The organism is Streptomyces sp. NPDC002324 (assembly GCF_053593335.1).
Genome location: NZ_JBSFCF010000012.1, coordinates 89,137 through 105,615 on the forward strand (window position 1 = coordinate 89,137; position 16,479 = coordinate 105,615).

At 71.2% G+C, this 16,479-nt stretch carries 18 protein-coding genes; 9 read left to right on the plus strand and 9 right to left on the minus strand.

Annotated features, from left to right (window positions below):
• Nucleotides 1-27: 27 nt before the first annotated feature.
• Nucleotides 28-897, minus strand: a complete 870-nt coding sequence (locus ACWCRJ_RS18295; protein WP_450940219.1) for an MHYT domain-containing protein — start codon at nt 895-897, stop codon at nt 28-30.
• 280 nt (nt 898-1,177) lie between these two features.
• Here ACWCRJ_RS18295 and ACWCRJ_RS18300 point away from each other — a divergent pair, with 280 nt between their 5' ends.
• Both ACWCRJ_RS18300 and ACWCRJ_RS18305 read left to right on the plus strand, forming a co-directional pair.
• Nucleotides 1,178-2,047 carry a glycerophosphodiester phosphodiesterase gene (locus ACWCRJ_RS18300; protein WP_450940220.1) on the plus strand — a complete coding sequence of 290 codons (870 nt, stop codon included), beginning with the start codon at nt 1,178-1,180 and terminating at the stop codon, nt 2,045-2,047.
• A gap of 85 nt (nt 2,048-2,132) precedes the next feature.
• Entirely contained in the window at nt 2,133-2,687 is a 555-nt protein-coding gene (locus ACWCRJ_RS18305; RefSeq protein WP_046917303.1) for a methylated-DNA--[protein]-cysteine S-methyltransferase, read from the plus strand.
• A 127-nt stretch (nt 2,688-2,814) separates the two neighbouring features.
• On the opposite strand, the gene ACWCRJ_RS18310 is transcribed toward ACWCRJ_RS18305, so the two are convergent.
• Nucleotides 2,815-3,249 (minus strand): VOC family protein, encoded by a 435-nt coding sequence (locus ACWCRJ_RS18310; protein WP_450940221.1) that lies wholly within the window; start codon nt 3,247-3,249, stop codon nt 2,815-2,817.
• A 99-nt stretch (nt 3,250-3,348) separates the two neighbouring features.
• Here ACWCRJ_RS18310 and ACWCRJ_RS18315 point away from each other — a divergent pair, with 99 nt between their 5' ends.
• Together ACWCRJ_RS18315 and ACWCRJ_RS18320 are read left to right on the plus strand one after the other, a co-directional pair.
• Entirely contained in the window at nt 3,349-4,254 is a 906-nt protein-coding gene (locus ACWCRJ_RS18315) for a pseudouridine-5'-phosphate glycosidase (protein WP_450940222.1), read from the plus strand.
• 1 nt (nt 4,255) lies between these two features.
• The gene (locus ACWCRJ_RS18320) at nt 4,256-5,158 is read left to right on the plus strand and encodes a carbohydrate kinase family protein (RefSeq protein ID WP_450940223.1); all 903 of its coding nucleotides are present in this window, start codon (nt 4,256-4,258) and stop codon (nt 5,156-5,158) included.
• A 73-nt stretch (nt 5,159-5,231) separates the two neighbouring features.
• Here the strand turns inward: ACWCRJ_RS18320 and ACWCRJ_RS18325 are convergent, their stop codons facing one another.
• Entirely contained in the window at nt 5,232-6,029 is a 798-nt protein-coding gene (locus ACWCRJ_RS18325) for a methyltransferase domain-containing protein (protein ID WP_450940224.1), read from the minus strand.
• A gap of 295 nt (nt 6,030-6,324) precedes the next feature.
• Here ACWCRJ_RS18325 and ACWCRJ_RS18330 point away from each other — a divergent pair, with 295 nt between their 5' ends.
• The gene (locus tag ACWCRJ_RS18330) at nt 6,325-7,452 is read left to right on the plus strand and encodes a magnesium and cobalt transport protein CorA (RefSeq protein WP_450940225.1); all 1,128 of its coding nucleotides are present in this window, start codon (nt 6,325-6,327) and stop codon (nt 7,450-7,452) included.
• Between the two features lie 83 nt (nt 7,453-7,535).
• On the opposite strand, the gene ACWCRJ_RS18335 is transcribed toward ACWCRJ_RS18330, so the two are convergent.
• Nucleotides 7,536-7,964 carry a CBS domain-containing protein gene (locus ACWCRJ_RS18335; RefSeq protein ID WP_450940226.1) on the minus strand — a complete coding sequence of 143 codons (429 nt, stop codon included), beginning with the start codon at nt 7,962-7,964 and terminating at the stop codon, nt 7,536-7,538.
• A gap of 294 nt (nt 7,965-8,258) precedes the next feature.
• Nucleotides 8,259-8,900 carry a uridine kinase gene (locus tag ACWCRJ_RS18340; protein ID WP_450940227.1) on the minus strand — a complete coding sequence of 214 codons (642 nt, stop codon included), beginning with the start codon at nt 8,898-8,900 and terminating at the stop codon, nt 8,259-8,261.
• A 92-nt stretch (nt 8,901-8,992) separates the two neighbouring features.
• On the opposite strand from ACWCRJ_RS18340, the gene ACWCRJ_RS18345 reads away from it, so the two are divergent.
• The 3 genes from ACWCRJ_RS18345 to ACWCRJ_RS18355 all read left to right on the plus strand — a co-directional run bounded on the left by ACWCRJ_RS18345 (nt 8,993) and on the right by ACWCRJ_RS18355 (nt 12,014).
• Nucleotides 8,993-9,676 carry a DUF2293 domain-containing protein gene (locus ACWCRJ_RS18345; protein ID WP_450940228.1) on the plus strand — a complete coding sequence of 228 codons (684 nt, stop codon included), beginning with the start codon at nt 8,993-8,995 and terminating at the stop codon, nt 9,674-9,676.
• Nucleotides 9,677-9,850: 174 nt separating this feature from the next.
• Nucleotides 9,851-10,330 (plus strand): anthrone oxygenase family protein, encoded by a 480-nt coding sequence (locus tag ACWCRJ_RS18350; protein ID WP_450940229.1) that lies wholly within the window; start codon nt 9,851-9,853, stop codon nt 10,328-10,330.
• Between the two features lie 196 nt (nt 10,331-10,526).
• Nucleotides 10,527-12,014 (plus strand): glutamate synthase subunit beta, encoded by a 1,488-nt coding sequence (locus ACWCRJ_RS18355; protein WP_450940230.1) that lies wholly within the window; start codon nt 10,527-10,529, stop codon nt 12,012-12,014.
• 168 nt (nt 12,015-12,182) lie between these two features.
• Here the strand turns inward: ACWCRJ_RS18355 and ACWCRJ_RS18360 are convergent, their stop codons facing one another.
• Entirely contained in the window at nt 12,183-12,725 is a 543-nt protein-coding gene (locus tag ACWCRJ_RS18360; RefSeq protein WP_450940231.1) for a carboxymuconolactone decarboxylase family protein, read from the minus strand.
• Nucleotides 12,726-12,772: 47 nt separating this feature from the next.
• On the opposite strand from ACWCRJ_RS18360, the gene pdxR reads away from it, so the two are divergent.
• On the plus strand, nt 12,773-14,185 hold the full coding sequence (gene pdxR / locus ACWCRJ_RS18365; protein ID WP_450940232.1) for a MocR-like pyridoxine biosynthesis transcription factor PdxR: 1,413 nt from the start codon (nt 12,773-12,775) through the stop codon (nt 14,183-14,185).
• Nucleotides 14,186-14,364: 179 nt separating this feature from the next.
• Here the strand turns inward: pdxR and ACWCRJ_RS18370 are convergent, their stop codons facing one another.
• The 3 genes from ACWCRJ_RS18370 to ACWCRJ_RS18380 form a co-directional block, all read right to left on the minus strand.
• Nucleotides 14,365-15,168, minus strand: a complete 804-nt coding sequence (locus tag ACWCRJ_RS18370) for an SAM-dependent methyltransferase (protein ID WP_450940233.1) — start codon at nt 15,166-15,168, stop codon at nt 14,365-14,367.
• 91 nt (nt 15,169-15,259) lie between these two features.
• Complete coding sequence (locus tag ACWCRJ_RS18375; RefSeq protein WP_046919744.1) at nt 15,260-15,538, minus strand: DUF397 domain-containing protein; 279 nt, start codon at nt 15,536-15,538, stop codon at nt 15,260-15,262.
• A 9-nt stretch (nt 15,539-15,547) separates the two neighbouring features.
• Nucleotides 15,548-16,408: a helix-turn-helix domain-containing protein gene (locus ACWCRJ_RS18380; protein ID WP_450940234.1), complete on the minus strand. Its 861-nt coding sequence runs from the start codon at nt 16,406-16,408 to the stop codon at nt 15,548-15,550.
• Nucleotides 16,409-16,479 lie beyond the last annotated feature (71 nt).

Consider the following 16,479-nt stretch of genomic DNA (forward strand, 5'->3'; position numbering starts at 1 on the left):
CGACCCCGCACTGACAACGGGCTCCGATCAGCGGTTCTGCGGGGTGCGGGAACTGCGCTCGCGGTGCTCCCGGGCGAGGTGGGACTCCGGGTGCCGGCAGGTGTGTGCGGAGGCCTGGGCCGGGATGCCGGGCCGCCGCTCGACCGGACCCGCGTAGAACCGGCCCATGATCATGAACGGGTCGAACATCACGACGACGCCCGCGAGGAGCAGGAAGACCAGCGGGCCGATGATGAGCGGGGCGAGCAGTCCGGCGGAGGAGGAGCCGTCGGCCGGGGCGGAGGCGGCGGCGCTGTGCAGATGGACGTCGAGGGCGGCCATGCCCGTGTAGTGCATGCCGCTGACGGCGATCCCCATGACGAGACTGGCGCCGACGCTCCACAGGAAACCGCGGACCTGTCCGGCGGCCCACAGCGCGGCGATGGCGGCCACCACGGCGATCACGACCGACGCGGCCACGGTGAGCGTGTTGTATTCGAGCGTGCCGTTGAGACGCAGTCCGGCCATGCCCAGGTAGTGCATGGAGGCGATGCCCAGTCCCGTGATGGTGCCGCCGGTGAAGAGCGCGGCCCCGGTCGCCCCCTTGGAGGCGACCATGAAGATGCCGATGCCGACCATGACGATCGCGACGGCGAGACTCGCGAAGGTCGTCAGGGGGTCGTAGCGGACCGGGGTCTGCAGGACCTTGAACCCCATCATCGCCACGAAGTGCATCGTCCAGATGCCGGAACCGATGGCCGCCGAGCCCAGCGCGAGCCAGCCGATCCGCCGGCGGCCGTCCACGAGCGTCGATCTGGTGGTGCAGCGCAGGCCCAGCGCACCACCGAGGCAGGCCATGAGATAGGCCACCACCGGTGTGACGAGTCCGTAGCTGAAGCCGTCGACCGTGCCCTGCATTCGCGGCTGCCTTTCCCGCCCTGTCGCGTCCCTGGATTGCCTGACGTGCCCCCAGCCCCGGGACCGCCACGACGGTCAGGGTTGTCGCAGAGAGTATGACCCCCACCGGAATGGTCGAACGATTTTCCGGCAAAGAAACACGCCCTTGCCTCACTTGTGCGGTGCCCGTGAGCGGACTTGGGCAACTCCATTCAATTCGTGGTCATCCTGCGCCCCTCTGCCGTTGACCCTCTGCTGTCACTCTTGAGCTGACCGTGATCGATCGACGCGAGGAGTACGCATGCACGTGCGCGCAGTTGCCGCCGCGACCACAGCGTTCTTGGGGGCCACCGTCCTCCTGCTCCCCACTTCCGCCGCCCATGCGGCCGCCGATACCGAGAATCCGCTGGTCGTCGCGCATCGCGGAGCATCCGCCTACGCGCCCGAGAACACACTGGCCGCCGTCGACAAGGCCGACGAGATGGGCGTCGAGTGGGTCGAGAACGACGTCCAGCGCACCAGGGACGGCAGGCTCGTCGTCGTCCATGACGCGACGCTGACGCGGACGACCAACGTCGAGGAGCTCTATCCGGAGCGCGCTCCCTGGAACGTGGCGGACTTCACCGCCGCGGAGATCGCGCGCCTGGACGCGGGCAGCTGGTTCGGCGACGCGTACGCGGGCGCGCGCGTTCCGACGCTGGAGCAGTACATGAGGCGTGTGTCACGCAACCACCAGAAGCTCGTCCTCGAGATCAAGAACCCGCAGCTCTATCCGGGCATCGAGCAGGAGACCCTCAAGGTGCTCGGCAACGAGGGTTGGCTCGGTCCGGCGCATCTGGACAGGCTGGTGATCCAGAGCTTCGGCGCCGACGCCGTCCGGCGGGTGCACGAGCTGCGCCCGGCGGTGAAGACCGGACTCCTCGGCACCCCGGACATCGCCGACCTGCCCGAGTACGCGACGTTCAGCGACCAGATCAACTCCTCGTACACGACCATCTCCGAGTCCTACGTCGCCACGCTCCACGCGCTGGTGGGTCCGCACGGGAAGCCCCTGGAGATCCTCACGTGGACCGTGAACGACGCGGTCAACGCGCGCCGGGTGGCGGGCTACGGTGTGAACGGCATCATCACCAACAAGCCGGACGTGGTCAGAGACGCCACGCAGGGCTGACACGGTCCGGGGCCGAGGGCGTGCGTCTCGCCGGGGTGGACCGCACGCCGCCGCCGTTGTCAGTGGCGGCCCGTACGGTGGTCGCATGAACAGCCATGCGCAGGACGAGCAGCGGGTCGTATGGGCCGTCGTCGGCACGGACATCGGGCCGCTGCTGCTGGCCGCGACGGACGAGGGCCTGGTGCACGTCGTGTTCCACGCCACGGACGCGGTGCGCGACCAGACACTCGGCCGGCTCGCCTCCCGCCTGGGCACCACCCCTGTGGAGGCACCCGGCGCTCCGCAGCTGGCCGAGGCGATACGTCAGGTGAAGGCGTACTTCGCGGGCGAGCGCCATGACTTCGAGCTGCCGCTGGACTGGTCGCTGATCTCGGGGTTCAACCGCCAGGTGCTGCGCGAGCTGGCGTCCGGCGTCCGCTACGGCTCGGTCGTGGGCTACGGCGATCTCGCGCGGCGCGTGGGGCAGCCGGGCGCTGCCCAGGCGGTCGGAGTCGCGATGGGGTCGAATCCGTTGCCCGTGGTCGTGCCGTGCCACCGGGTGGTCGAGAGCGACGGCGGCATCGGCGGATTCGGCGGCGGGCTGGAGACCAAGCGGAAGCTGCTGGCGTTGGAGGGCGTGCTTCCGGAGCCCCTGTTCTGAGACGGCCGTGGACGGACTGCGCGTGTCCGTCTCCGGCCTGTGCGGAAGGGGCACCGAAGGCGGGTGCAGTGGGCGCGCATCGGTCGTCGGGCCGCGCTCCGGCACGCGCGGAGCGGCCGGAAACCGATCACGCCTCGTCGTAGTGACGTGCCTCGAGCACGTTGCCGTCCGGGTCCCGGAAGTAGAAGCTGCGCCGGGCCGCTCCCCGCGCACCGAAGGAGTCGTACGAGAAGTCGGAGACGGGAACCGCCCTGTCCTCCAGGCGGGTGCGCAGGTCGTCGAAGGCGTCGCCGGGCATGGCCAGGCAGACGTGGTTGACCGGGTGCCCCGCGCTGTCGGCGGCGCCGGGCACCATGGTCAGGGTTTCGGCCATGGCGAGCGGCATGAGGTCGAGGAGGGTCTCGTCGTTGAGGCGTACGGAGGGGAAGGGCGCTCGTCCCGCCGCGTACTCGGTGACCCGCACTGGCTCCAGGCCGACGGCCTCCTCGTAGAAGGCGGCCGCGGCGATCGGCTCCCGCACCCACAGGACGACATGGTCAAGGCGTGTCGTGTTGTCCTTCATGCACTTCAGGCTGGTGTCCTGCACCACAGTGCGCAAGGGTTTGGCCGGGCGCGCCGTCCGCCAGGGATGAGAGAAGAACGACAGACAGGAGGCGAGCGCGTGCTGGTGGTGTCCGAAGAGGTGCGGGAAGCGGTCGACGCGCGTCGACCCGTGGTGGCGCTGGAGTCCACGATCATCGCGCACGGGCTTCCCCGCCCGCGCAATCTGCAGGTGGCACTGGAACTGGAAGAGGTCGTACGGCAGGAGGGAGCCGTACCCGCGACGATCGCCGTGCTCGACGGGCGGCCCCACATCGGCCTCGGCAAGGACCAGTTGGAGCGGGTCGCCAACGAGGACGGCATCCGCAAGCTGGGACACCGGGACCTGCCCCTCGCGGTGGCCTCCGGTGCGAGCGGCGCGACCACCGTGTCGGCGACCGCCCAACTGGCGGCCCTGGCAGGCGTACGGGTGTTCGCTACGGGCGGGCTCGGGGGTGTGCACCGGCAGTGGACGTCGACCCAGGACGAATCCGCCGACCTGGGCCTTCTCGCCCGCACCCGGATCACGGTGGTGTGCGCCGGCGTGAAGTCGATCCTGGACGTCCCGGCCACCCTGCAGCGCCTGGAGACGCTGGGTGTCGCGGTCGCCGGGTACGGCACGGAGCGCTTCCCCGGGTTCTATCTGTCCGACTCGGGTCATCCGGTGGAGTGGACGCTTCGGTCCCCGGACGAGGTCGCGGACGTCATGCGGGCACAGGACACGCTCGACGGACCGGAGTCGGCGCTGATCGTCGCCAACCCCGTACCGGAGGAGGAACAGCTCGATCCCGAACTGCACGCGCGCGTGCTCGCGGAGGCGCTGCGCGCGTGCGAGGCGGAGGGCGTCACGGGGCAGGGGGTCACACCCTTCCTGCTGAGCCATCTGGTCAGGCACACGGACGGCGCCTCCCTCAGCGCCAACCTGGCAGCGGTACGCGGCAACGTGCGGCTCGCGTCCCGGATCGCGGCGGCCTGGGCCGGGGCGTGACATGAGCCGCGGGCTGCTCGTCGTGGGGGACGTCGTCACGGATGTCGTCGCCCGGCACCGCGGACCGCTCGCGCCGGGCACCGACACGGCCTCCGCGATCCGGACGCTGCCGGGCGGGGCGGGTGCCAACGTGGCCTGCTGGGCGGCCCACTGGGGCTGCGCCGACGTGCGGCTGCTGGGGCGTGTGGGCACGGACGGGGCCGCGTGGCACGAGCGGGAGCTGCGGGCTTCGGGGGTACTGCCCCGTCTCGTCGTCGATCCGGACGCGGCCACGGGGACGGTGATCTGCCTGGTGGACGCGGGTGAGGCGGCCGAACGCACGTTCCTCACCGACAGCGGCGCCTCGTTGCGGCTCGACCCTGACGACTGGTCACCGTCACTGCTCGACGGGATCGCGCGGCTGCATCTGTCGGGCTATCTGTTCTTCTCGGAGCCGAGTCGCGCGCTGGTGTCCGTGGCCCTGGAGTCGGCACGCGCGCGTGGAGTGCCGGTGAGCGTCGATCCCGCGTCGGCGGGATTCCTCAGGCGGCTGGGCGTGGCCCGTTTCCTCTCGCTCGTCGAGGGAGTCGATCTGTTGCTGCCCAGCCGCGACGAGGCGTGCCTGCTGACCGGACTGCCCGATCCGGCCGACGCGGCGGCCAAGTTGAGCCGCCTCGTCCCCCTGGTCGTGGCCAAGCAGGGCGCCGACGGCGCGCTGGTCGCCCGCGGGGGCAGTGTCGCGGCACGGATTCCGGCGGCTCCAGCCACGCCGCGCGACACCACCGGCGCCGGTGACGCCTTCACCGGGGCGTTCCTGGCCGCGCTGCTCGCGGGCGCGGAGGCCGAGGAAGCGGCGATCGAGGGGTGCGGGGCGGGGGCGCGGGCGGTGCAGAAGGTGGGGGGACGGCCGCCGGGGGTGGGCTGAGGGTCTCGCACGGCGTAGGTCGGGCGGTCGCGCCCCCGCACGCCCGTGCGGGATCGAACACGAACACGCCGCACTATGCCTTTCGGCCCCATGCCGAGATGAGCGGCGGGGCGGCGATGTCCATGGCGCCGGCGGCGATGTCGGCCAGATGCCGGTCGATCTCCTCCTCCGTGGCGAGGTTCGCCTCGACGAGTGCACCGCGCAGTCCGCCGATGGTCGTCGACTCCAGCGCCGCGCAGGCAGGTGAGGCCACGGGGAAGTACGCGTCGGCCTCCACACCACGCAGTCCCGCCGCGCGCAGCAGTCGCGGGAGTCGCCGGCCGTGTGCCGGATCGACTCCACGTTCGGCGAGCAGGGCGCGGACGGCCTCGCGGAGCCTGTTGGCCAACTGGTGCTCGGGGCCGGTTTCCTCCAGGCAGGCCAGGGGTTGGAGAGCGGGGTCGGCGTCCTCGATCAGGAGCCGTCCACCAGGACGCAGAGCCTTGACCATCGACAGCAGTGCCCGCTCGCGGTCCGGCGCGTGGGCCAGGGCGAGGCGGGCATGGACGAGGTCGAAGCCGTCGCCGGGCGGCTGGTCGACGCCCAGGCGGTGGACGAGGGCCTCGACCGGCGGGCGGGTGACGGAGGGGACGGCCCAGGAGATGTCGGTGCCGGTCGCGATGACCTTGCCGGTCGGCCCGACCTTCTTTGCCAGCCAGGAGACCACGGTGGTGCCGCCCGCGCCGACCTCCCAGCAGCGCCAGCCCGAACCCAGTCCGAAGCCCTCCATGTGTCGGAACGTCGCGGGGTCGAAGAGCGTGGCGAAGGCGTCGGGGCCCTGGCCCTTCTCGGCCCGCCGGTGGTCGAGGAGATACCCATCGGTTCGCATCATGTCGCGATCATCCCATTTGACCGACTTATCACTCACGGCGACTCTCCAGCGGTCCGCGAGGTCCGTCCCCCTGACGGCGATCGCACGGGGCGGACCGGATCGGAGCGGCTGGATCAGGGCGGCTAAGCCAGGGCGGCTGGATCAGGAACGGCCGGCGTCGGCAAGAGCGTCCGCATGCACAAGCGAAGTGGAATATTCCGTTCCCACAGCCTTACCCGGCACTCGTTCGGCCCTGGCAAACTGGCGCGACAAGGCACGGAGTGCGGTGCGAGGGGATTCACGCAAGGAGATCCAGATGTCCATGGCAGGGAATCTGCGGAAGGTCACCGGTTTCGACAAAGTCGGTGGTCTGCGCAGGATGGCACGGCTGGCCCGACGGCGTCCCCGCGTCGACCTCAGCCATCCGGCCCGCTCCCCGCTGGGCACCTCGGTGGTGAACTGCGTGACGTACCACAAGGGCGTCCGCTCCCCCGGTGGCCGTGATGTCGTCGAGGCCGTCAAGCAGGTCCGCAAGCACGACCACGGCTTCGTCTGGCTGGGGCTGCACGAGCCGACGCAGCGGGAGTTCGCCGGCATCGCCGAACTCTTCGATCTGCACCCGCTGGCGGTCGAGGACGCGGTCGAGGCCCATCAGCGCCCCAAGCTGGAGCGTTACGGCGACACCCTGTTCGCGGTGTTCAAGACGGTCTGCTACGTCGAGCACGCCGAATTGACCGCGACGAGCGAGGTGGTGCACACCGGCGAGATCATGGTGTTCGTCGGCGCCGACTTCGTGATCACGGTCCGGCACGGGCGGCACGGCTCGCTCGGTCCACTGCGCGAGGAGCTGGAGGCGAACACGGAGCAGCTGTCCAAGGGACCGGCAGCGGTACTGCACGCGATCGCGGACCATGTGGTCGACGACTATCTGAACGTCACGGACTCGGTGCAGACGGACATCGACCAGGTCGAGACGGATGTGTTCGCCGCGAACGGCGCGCGCGTCGACCCCGGTCGCATCTACCAGCTCAAGCGCGAACTGCTCGAACTCAAGCGGGCGGTGGCCCCGCTCGCCCGCCCCCTCCTGGAACTGACCTCGCGGCCGATCCGGGTGGTCGATCCGGAGATACAGGCCTACTTCCGGGACGTCTCCGACCACCTGCTGCGGGCCACCGAGCAGATCGCCGCGTTCGACGAACTGCTCAACTCGATCCTCCAGGCGCACCTGGCGCAGGTCAGCGTCGCGCAGAACGAGGACATGCGACGGATCACGGCGTGGGCTGCACTGATCGCCGTGCCGACCATGGTGTGCGGGGTCTACGGCATGAACTTCGAGCACATGCCCGAGCTGCACTGGAGGTTCGGCTACCCGCTCGTCCTGGGAGTCATAGCCACCGCCTGCGTCACCCTCTACCGGGGCTTCAAGCGCAACGGGTGGCTGTGACGCCCGGAGGGGAACGGGAACGGGGACAGCGCGGGAAGCGGAGTGGTGGCCGGTCGGGTCGGTCGGTCGGTCGGTCGGTCGGGTCAGTGTGTCGTGCTCTTGGCGTAGACGCTCTCGACCCAGGCGGCGATCTGGTCGTCCGACAGGTGATGGGCCAGGTCGGCTTCGCTGATCATGCCGACGAGCCGCTTGTTCTCGATCACGGGGAGACGGCGGATCTGGTGCCCCTTCATCTCCTCCAACACCTCACCGATGTCCGCGCTCGCGTCGATCCAGCGCGGGGTGCCCTTGGCCATCTCGCCCGCCGTGATCGTCGACGGGTCGTGGCCCAGGGCGACACAGCCGACGACGATGTCGCGGTCGGTGAGGATGCCGCAGAGCCGTTCGTTCTGGTCGCTGATGGGGAGTGCCCCGACGTTCAGCTGGCGCATCAGCTGCGCGGCGCGGTCCAGGGTCTCGTGGGCGGGGATCCACTGGGCTCCGCGGTGCATGATGTCTCCGGCGGTGGTCATGTAGTACCTCCCGGTGCCGGACGGCCGGCGCGGCGCAGGACGCACCGCTAGTCCCGGCGCCCTACATTCTTGCCGCGACCGGAGCGAAGCGCACTCGGGGGCGTATTCGGGGCGGGCCCGCGCCGCCCACGCGGGATGCGGATGGACCCGGACGGCGAATTGGACGGTACGGCCCCTGGGCTCGCCGACGAGCCGGATGCTCACGCCGTGCCTCGCCGCCCCGAGGGCCGGCCGGCGCATGGGCCCACCGGACCGCCGGACGTGGCGGAGCTTCCGGAGTTCGCCGCGTGTCTGTCAGCCGTTCCAGGCCGGGTGTCGTGGGTCGTCGGCGCGCACCAGGACGTCGGCGGTGGCGGCCGGGTCCGTCTCGGCCTCGTAGCGCTCGAAGGCGGGGAGGGTCCAGTGCTCGCCCTCAGGGGTGCGGCGGCGCAGGGCGCCCGGGGAGAGGAGGACATGGACGGTCAGGTCGAAGGGGAACCAGTGCTTGAGGAGGAGGGGGCCGTGCGTCAACAGGATCGCACCGGGTGGGAGTGGGACGTAGGGGCTGCGGGTCGCGCGGTCGGTGGTGGGGTCCCACAGGTCGGGCAGGATCCGGCCCGTGCCGCCGGGGTCGAGGGGGCCGAAGACCTCGCGCCACAGGGCGGCGGTGTCGAACCAGCCGTCGTAGTACGCCTCCACGTCCTCATGGCCGTACTCGAACCGGAGCGACGCGGGCCGGAGGAACCCCTCGGTGCCCACGACGAGCGAGGGCCGGCCGCGTATGCGCAGTGCCTCCGACACCCGGTCGGCGAGGTCTCCCGGGCGGGCGGCCGGGGCACCGTCGAAGGCGATGCGCGGCCAGGGCGATCCGTCGTCCGGCTTCAGGTCGACGATGCGGTCGGCGAGGAGGTCGCCGAGCCGTTCCCAGGTGATCGCTTCGAATCGCACACGGCCCATGATGCCGCGCGCGGCCGACCGCGCCGGCGCCGGTCGGGACGCCGGTCCGACGACGACGTGACCACACGGTCACCAGCGGGAAAGTACCGCGTATGGCAGCGCTCGCTACTCCCCCGCCCCGTACCGGACTTGTCGTCGTGCAGGCACTCAGGAAGAAGCACTGCGCCGAGTGCCGGAGCGGTCCGGTGGCGCTGTTGGTGCTGGAGGAGGGAGCGCCGCGCTGCCTGGACTGTGCGGATCTCGGGCACCTGGTGTTCCTGCCCCGGGGCGACACCGCGCTCACGCGGCGCGCCCGGGAGGAGAGTGCGTTGTCGGCGGTGGTCGTACGGTTCAACCGGCGCCGAAGTCGTCACGAGCGCCAGGGTGTCCTGGTGGAGGAGGCGGCGCTGGTCCGCGCAGAGGAGCGATGTCTGGCGGACGCCGAGGTGCGACGCCGACGCCGGCTGCGGGACGCACGGCGACGGGCGGTGGAGGACGTCCGTTTCACGGACGCGTTCGCCGCGGAGGTACGACGGCTGTTCCCCGCGTGCCCGGCCGAGCGGGCTCGGGAGATCGCAGCCCACGCGTCGTTGCGCGGCAGCGGCCGCGTGGGCCGCAGCGCGGCCGGACGCGCGCTGACGCAGGTCGCGGTGACCTCCGCCGTCATCGCGTCCGTACGGCACGTGGACACGCCGTACGACCGACTACTGATGACCGGCGTGCTCCGGCACGAGGCGAGACGACGGATCGCGGGGGCGGTGGAGGCGAGGCTGCGGGAGTGGCGGGGGGTGGGGTGAGGGGGGTGGGGGGGAGGCCCCCCGAAGGGGTACGCCAGGTTCAGAGGCCCCGAACGCTCGCGCACGGCTCGGCGTCGCCGCAAGGGTGACCCTGGTGGTACGGATGTTCGCTTGTGGTGACGGTGGGTGCGGGGCAGGATCTTGGGGATTCGGGGGATCGAGGTGGGAGCGGACATGATCGATGGGCCGTATTTCGTGCTGACGGTGTTGGGGCTGCTCGGGACGGCGATCGTGGCGGGCGTGTTCTGCGGGTTCTCGACGTTCGTGATGAAGGGGCTGGCGTCGTTGCCGCCCGCGCAGGGTGTGGCGGCGATGCAGGCGATCAACGTGAGCGCGTTGACGCCGGCGTTCATGCTCGTGTTCATGGGCACGGCGGTGTTGTGTGCGGTCGTGGCCGTCGTGACGTTCGTGCTGTGGCCGGACGAGGGCAGGGTGGAGCTGCTGCTGGGGAGTGCGCTGTATCTGTTCGGGTCTTTCGGGGTCACGATGGTGGCGAACGTGCCGCGCAACGAGACGCTCGCCAAGCTGGACGCGGGTACGGCGGAGGCCGCCACGTACTGGCGTGAGTACGTGATCCGGTGGACGACCTGGAACACCGTCCGGGCTGTCGCGTCGGCCGCGGCCGCTCTGTCGTATCTGCTCGCGCTGGCCTGAGGCGGGGGCGGCGGGCGCGTCGTATCGTGGCGGGAAGAGAGCCGCCCGACGGCGTACAGCCTCGCGCTTCGCGCCCCAGTCCCCATGCCCCTCAGCCCCTCGTGCCTCTCATGCCTCTCATGCCGACCCAGTCCGCCGGAGCACGGCCCTGTGCGGCCGCGCCCGTCCGCGTACGCCATACGTGAGGGAGACGGCCATGGCCGATCCCAAGGGTTTTCTGACCACGCCGCGCGAGGAGTGGCGCCGTCGGCCCGTCGAGGAGCGGGTGCGGGACTGGGACGAGGTGTATGTCCCGGGGGCGCTTCTGCCGATCGTCAGCAGACAGGCAGACCGGTGCATGGACTGCGGGGTCCCCTTCTGCCACGACGCCTGTCCGCTGGGCAATCTGATCCCCGAGTGGAACGACCTCGTGTCGCGGGAGGACTGGCGGGCGGCGAGCGACCGGCTGCACGCCACGAACAACTTCCCCGAGTTCACCGGACGCCTGTGTCCCGCACCGTGCGAGGCGGGGTGCGTGCTGGCGATCAACCAGCCCGCGGTGACCATCAAGAACGTGGAGGTCGCCATCGCGGACCGGGCCTGGGAGGACGGTTTCACACCTCCGCGCCCACCGGACCGGCTGTCCGGGAGGACGGTCGCCGTCATCGGCTCCGGGCCCACCGGGCTGGCGGCGGCACAGCAGTTGACGCGGGCCGGGCACACGGTCGCCGTGTACGAACGGGCCGACCGGATCGGGGGGTTGCTGCGATACGGGATCCCGGCGTTCAAGATGGAGAAGCGGCATCTGGACCGGCGGCTGGAGCAGATGCGGGCGGAGGGAACGAAGTTCCGTACGTCGACCGCCGTCGGGAGGGACGTCGACGCGGCCGAGCTGCGGGCCCGGTACGACGCGGTGGTGATCGCCACGGGGGCCACGGCCTGGCGCGAACTGGACGTGCCCGGGCGGGAGCTGGGCGGGATTCATCAGGCGATGGAGTATCTGCCGCTGGCCGACCGGGTGTGCGAGGGGGACCTGGAGGTGTCGCCGCTGTCCGCGGCCGGGAAGCATGTGGTGATCGTCGGAGGTGGTGACACGGGGGCGGACTGCCTGGGGACGGCGGTGCGGGAAGGGGCCGCGTCCGTGACGCAGTTGGACATCTATCCGCTGCCGGAGGCGGAGCGTGACGAGGATCTCGATCCGTGGCCGACGTATCCGAAGGTCTACCGGCTCTCGCCGGCGCACGAGGAGGCGCGCGAGCTTCGGTCGGCGCCGGCGGCGGACGCGGACGCGCGGCTCTTCGCGGCGTCCACGCTCCGCTTCACCGGAGACGGGGCGGGGCATGTACGGGCCTTGCACCTGGTCGAGGTCGATGGACGGCGGCAGGTCCGGCCCGGAACCGGGCGGTCGCTGCCCGTCGATCTGGTCCTGCTGGCCCTCGGGTTCTCCGGGCCGGACCGTCACGACGGGCTCGTCGAGCAGCTCGGGCTGGCTCTCGATCCGCGCGGGACGATCACGCGGGGGCCGGACTTCGCGACGAACGTGCCCGGTGTGTACGCCGCCGGGGACGCCGCCCGTGGGCAGTCCCTGGTCGTCTGGGCGATCGCCGAGGGGCGCGCGGTGGCCGCCGCGGTCGACCGGCAATTGACCGGCACGGGACGTCTGCCGGCACCGATCGGACCGTACGACCGGCCCATGACGGCGTGACCGGCCGGGGGCGGCATCGCATCACCGGGCCGCGTCGCCAGGCCGCGTCGCCGGGCCGCGTCGCCGGGCCGCGTCGGCGGGCCGCGTCGGCGTCGTCGGGATGACCTGGCGCGGTGACCTGGCGGGATGACCTGGCGGGATGACCTGGCGGGGGCGGATCCGGGTGGGTCAGCGGGTGTCCGTGCCGGCTTGTTTGGCGGTGGAGAGGGCGATGCGGTTCCACGTGTTGATGGCGAAGATCAGGGCGAGGACGTGGGCCAGTTCGGTGTCGTCGAAGTGGGTGGCGGCTTCCGCGTAGACGTCGTCGGGGACGCCGGCGTCGGCGACGAGCGTGACCGCTTCGGTGAGGGCCAGCGCGGCCTGTTCGCGGGGGGTGAAGAAGTGCCGGGCCTCCCGCCAGACCGGGATCATGTGCAGCCGGTCCTCGCTCTCGCCGGCCTTGCGGGCGTCATTGGTGTGCATGTGGAGGCAGTAGGCGCAGTGGTTGAGGTGAGAGGCGCGGATCTGGATCAGTTCCACCAGGGTCGGGTCGAGGCCCTCGCGGGCCGCCGCGTCGAAGCCGATGAGGGCCCGGAAGGCGTTTCGGGCGGACTTCGCGAAATCGAGGCGGGGCGTGTTCGTCGCGTTCGCCGCGCCCGCCGCATGTGTCGCGCCCGCCGCGTGCGCCGGGTCCGTCGTGTCCGTCGCGTTCTTCACCGTGTTCGTCGTCATGACCATGAATCTATGACGGAGATAGACCTGCCGTAGGGTGCATTCTCATGGTGGATTCGTGGGTCAATTCCGCGGAGCGGATCGGAGCCGATCTGCATCTCGAACTGTCCGGGCGGGGCGGGCGGCGGGCGGCGCTGATCCGGGCGTTGCGGGACGCGGTGCGCGGTGGGCGGCTCCCTCCCGGGACCCGGCTGCCTCCGTACCGCTCGCTCGCCGCCGACCTGGGGATCGCCCGGAACACGGTCGCCGACGCGTACGCGGAGTTGGTCGCGGAGGGTTGGCTGACGGCGCGGCAGGGGTCGGGGACGCGGGTCGCCGAGCGTGCCGAGCCGTTGGACGTCCTCGCGCGCACATCCCGGGAGGCACATCCACGCGTGCGTGGGCCTCGGCACGATCTGCGGCAGGGTACGCCGGACGCGTCGGCGTTCCCGAGGACGGCCTGGTCGGCGTCGTATCGCAGGGCGTTGGCGCAGGCGCCCAACGAGGTGTTCGGGCCAGGTGATCCGGCCGGCCGGATCGAGCTGAGGGAGGCGCTCACCGAGTACCTGGCCCGCGCGCGGGGCGTGCGGGCCGAACCCTCGCGGATCGTGATCTGCTCCGGCTTCGCGCACGCGCTGCGGCTGCTGTTCCACGGCCGGGTGCTGCGGGGGCCGCTGGCCGTGGAGTCGTACGGGCTGGGTTTCCATCGTGAGCTGCTGTCGGCGGCCTCCGTACGGACGGTTCCGTTGCCGCTCGACGAGGACGGTGCCCGGGTGGACGGGCTGGGCCGGGAGCGGGCCGTGCTGCTCACGCCGGCGCATCAGTTCCCCACCGGCGGCCCGCTGCATCCCGTCCGGCGGGCCGCTGTCGTGGACTGGGCACGCGCGCGTGGGGGGCTGATTCTGGAGGACGACTACGACGGGGAGTTCCGCTACGACCGTAAGCCCGTCGGGGCCCTGCAGGGTCTGGATCCCGAACGGGTCGTGCACATCGGTTCGGTGAGCAAGAGTCTGTCGCCGGCGTTGCGGCTGGGGTGGATGGTGCTGCCGGAGCGGTATGTGGGCGCCGTGCTGGAGGCCAAGGGCGAGCGGGAGGCGTGGGCGAGTGTGCCGGAGCAGCTGGCGCTCGCGGACTTCGTGGTCTGCGGGGCGTACGACCGTCATGTGCGGCGTATGCGGCAGCGGTACCGGGCGCGGCGGGACCGCCTCGTCGCGGCCCTCGCCGCGCACGCGCCGCACGTCGAGGTCACCGGGATCGCCGCGGGACTGCACGCCGTGCTGCGGTTGCCGCCCGGTACCGAGCGTTCCGCGGTGAAGGCGGCGGTCTGGCGGGGCGTCGCGCTCGACGGTCTGGCGGAGTTCCGGCATCCGGAGGCCGTGGGCGACGCGCCGGACGGGCTCGTCGTGGGGTACGCGACGCCCCCGGAGCACGCGTACGGCGCGGCGGTCGAGGCGCTGTGCGGGGTGCTGCCGCCCGGGTGAGGTGTGCTGTCCTCCGGGTGAACCGCTCCGCCACACCCGAGCGCGCCCCACACCCGAGCGCGCCCCCGCGCGCGACCGCGTGCGTGCGCCGCGACCGCGTGCGTGCGCGGCGACCACGCGCGTGCGCGGCGCGTGCCAGGAGGCCCGCGCCGCGCTCGTGCGTAACCGTCCGCGAAGCCCTACGGCTTGCGCGCCACCGCCCCGTATCCCGGGATGATCCCGTCGTCCTGACCCGGGACGGGTTCGCCGAGTTCGGGGTGCCAGTGCTGGGGCACCTCGACGCCGGGGTCGACCAGTTCGAGGCCGTCGAAGAAGCGGGTGAACTCCTCGCGGGAGCGCAGGGCCAGGGTGACGCCCGCGGCCTTGAGCTTCTCGGTCGCGGCCCTGGACTCCTCGGGGGTGAAGTCGGCGGTGGCGTGCGAGAGGACGAGGTAACTGCCGGAGGGCAGTTCGGACATCAGCCGCTGGACCAGGGTGTGCGCGCCGTCCTCGTCGGAGACGAAGTGCAGCAGCGCGATCAGCGAGAGCGCCACGGGCCGGTCGAAGTCCAGGACCTTCCTGGCGCCTTCGACGACGGCGTGCGGGTCGCGCACGTCGGCCTGCAGATACTCGGTGCGCCCCTCGGGCGTGCCGCGCAGCAGGGCGGCCGCGTGGGCCAGCACGATGGGATCGTTGTCGCAGTAGACGACGTGCGCGTCGGGGGCGACGCGCTGCGCGATCTGGTGCAGGTTGGGCTCGGTCGGGATGCCGGTGCCGATGTCGAGGAACTGCCGTACGCCGTTCTCCGTGAGCCAGCGCGTGGAGCGGTGCATGAAGGCACGGTTGACCTGTGCCATCACCGGCACCCGGGGATCGAGGGCCAGCATCTGCCTGCCCATGGCCTCGTCGACGGGGTAGTTGTCCTTGCCGCCGAGGTACCAGTCGTACATACGCGCGGGGTGGGGTCTGCTCGTGTCGATCTCGACGGGGGGACTCCCGTTCATGACGAACTCCGTGGGAACGTGCGGCGGCAGGTGATCAACTCAAGGCCAACATAGGGAAAGCGGCTGAACAACAGGGAGGGCGCAACAAGCCTCAGGACAGGAGGAAGTCGGCCACCCCCGCCTTGGCGCCCTGGATGAAGGCGTTCATCTCGTCGGGTGTGTAGATCAGTGCCGGTCCGTCGGGGTCGGTGGACTGGCGTACGGCGATGCGGCCGTCGGCCAGCTTCATGGCCTCCAGGCAGTTGCCGCCGTTGCCTCCGCTCCAGGGCTTGTGCCAGCCCTCGCTGCCGAGTTCCCGGGCGGGCATGCCGTTGTAGACGCGTGTGTGCGGCTGCTTGCGCGTGCGCGACTGCGACTTGACGAGTTCCATTCGGTGTCTTCAGAGCTCCTTGCGGAGATCCCTGAGGATCTCCTTCGTGCGTTGTGCCGTGGCGGCCTGCGCCGCCATGCGGTCCATGACCTCGAGGTGGGTCGCCACCTCGGAGCGGTCGTCCAGATAGACGGCGCCGGTCAGGTACTCGCTGTAGACCATGTCCGGAAGTTCGGGCATGGCGAAACGGAACAGGACGAACGGCCCGTAGGTGCCGGGGTGCGGTCCTGTGTCGAAGGGGGCGACCTGGAGCGTGACATGGGTCAGCTCCATGGCCTCCAGCAGTCGGTCGATCTGGGCGCGCATGACCGCCGGTCCTCCGACGGAGCGGCGCAGGACGGTCTCGTCCATCACGCACCACAGCCGGGGCGCGTCCTCACGCATGAGCAGTTCCTGCCGTTGCATGCGCAAGGCGACATGGCGCTCGATGTCCTCGGGCTTGGTCTGGCCGATGGCGCCCGAGGTCATGACGGCGCGCGCGTAGTCCTCGGTCTGCAGCAGGCCGGGGACGAAGTGGGGGTCGTAGCCGCGGATCAGGCCGGCCGCGCCCTCCAGGCTGACGTACATGGAGAACCAGCCCGGCAGGATGTCGTGGTAGCGCTGCCACCAGCCGGGCTTGTTGGCGTCCTCGGCGAGCCGGACGAAGGTTTCGGCCTCTTCGTCGCCGACCCCGTACGCCTTCAACAGGAGTTGGAGGTAGGGGATTTTGAGGGCGACCTCTGCGGTCTCCATGCGGCGGACGGTGGCGGCGGCGACGTGCAGGATGCGTCCGGCCTCCTCGCGCCGGATGCCGGCGCGCTCGCGCAGGTCCAGCAGGCGTCGGCCCAGCACGACCTGGCCGACCGTCGGCGCGGACCGCGGCTCGCTCATCTCGCCCCTCTCTTCTGGCTCTGCGCTGACCTGCGTCGATTCCCGGCCCGTCGGGTTCCGGCAGCCCGGCG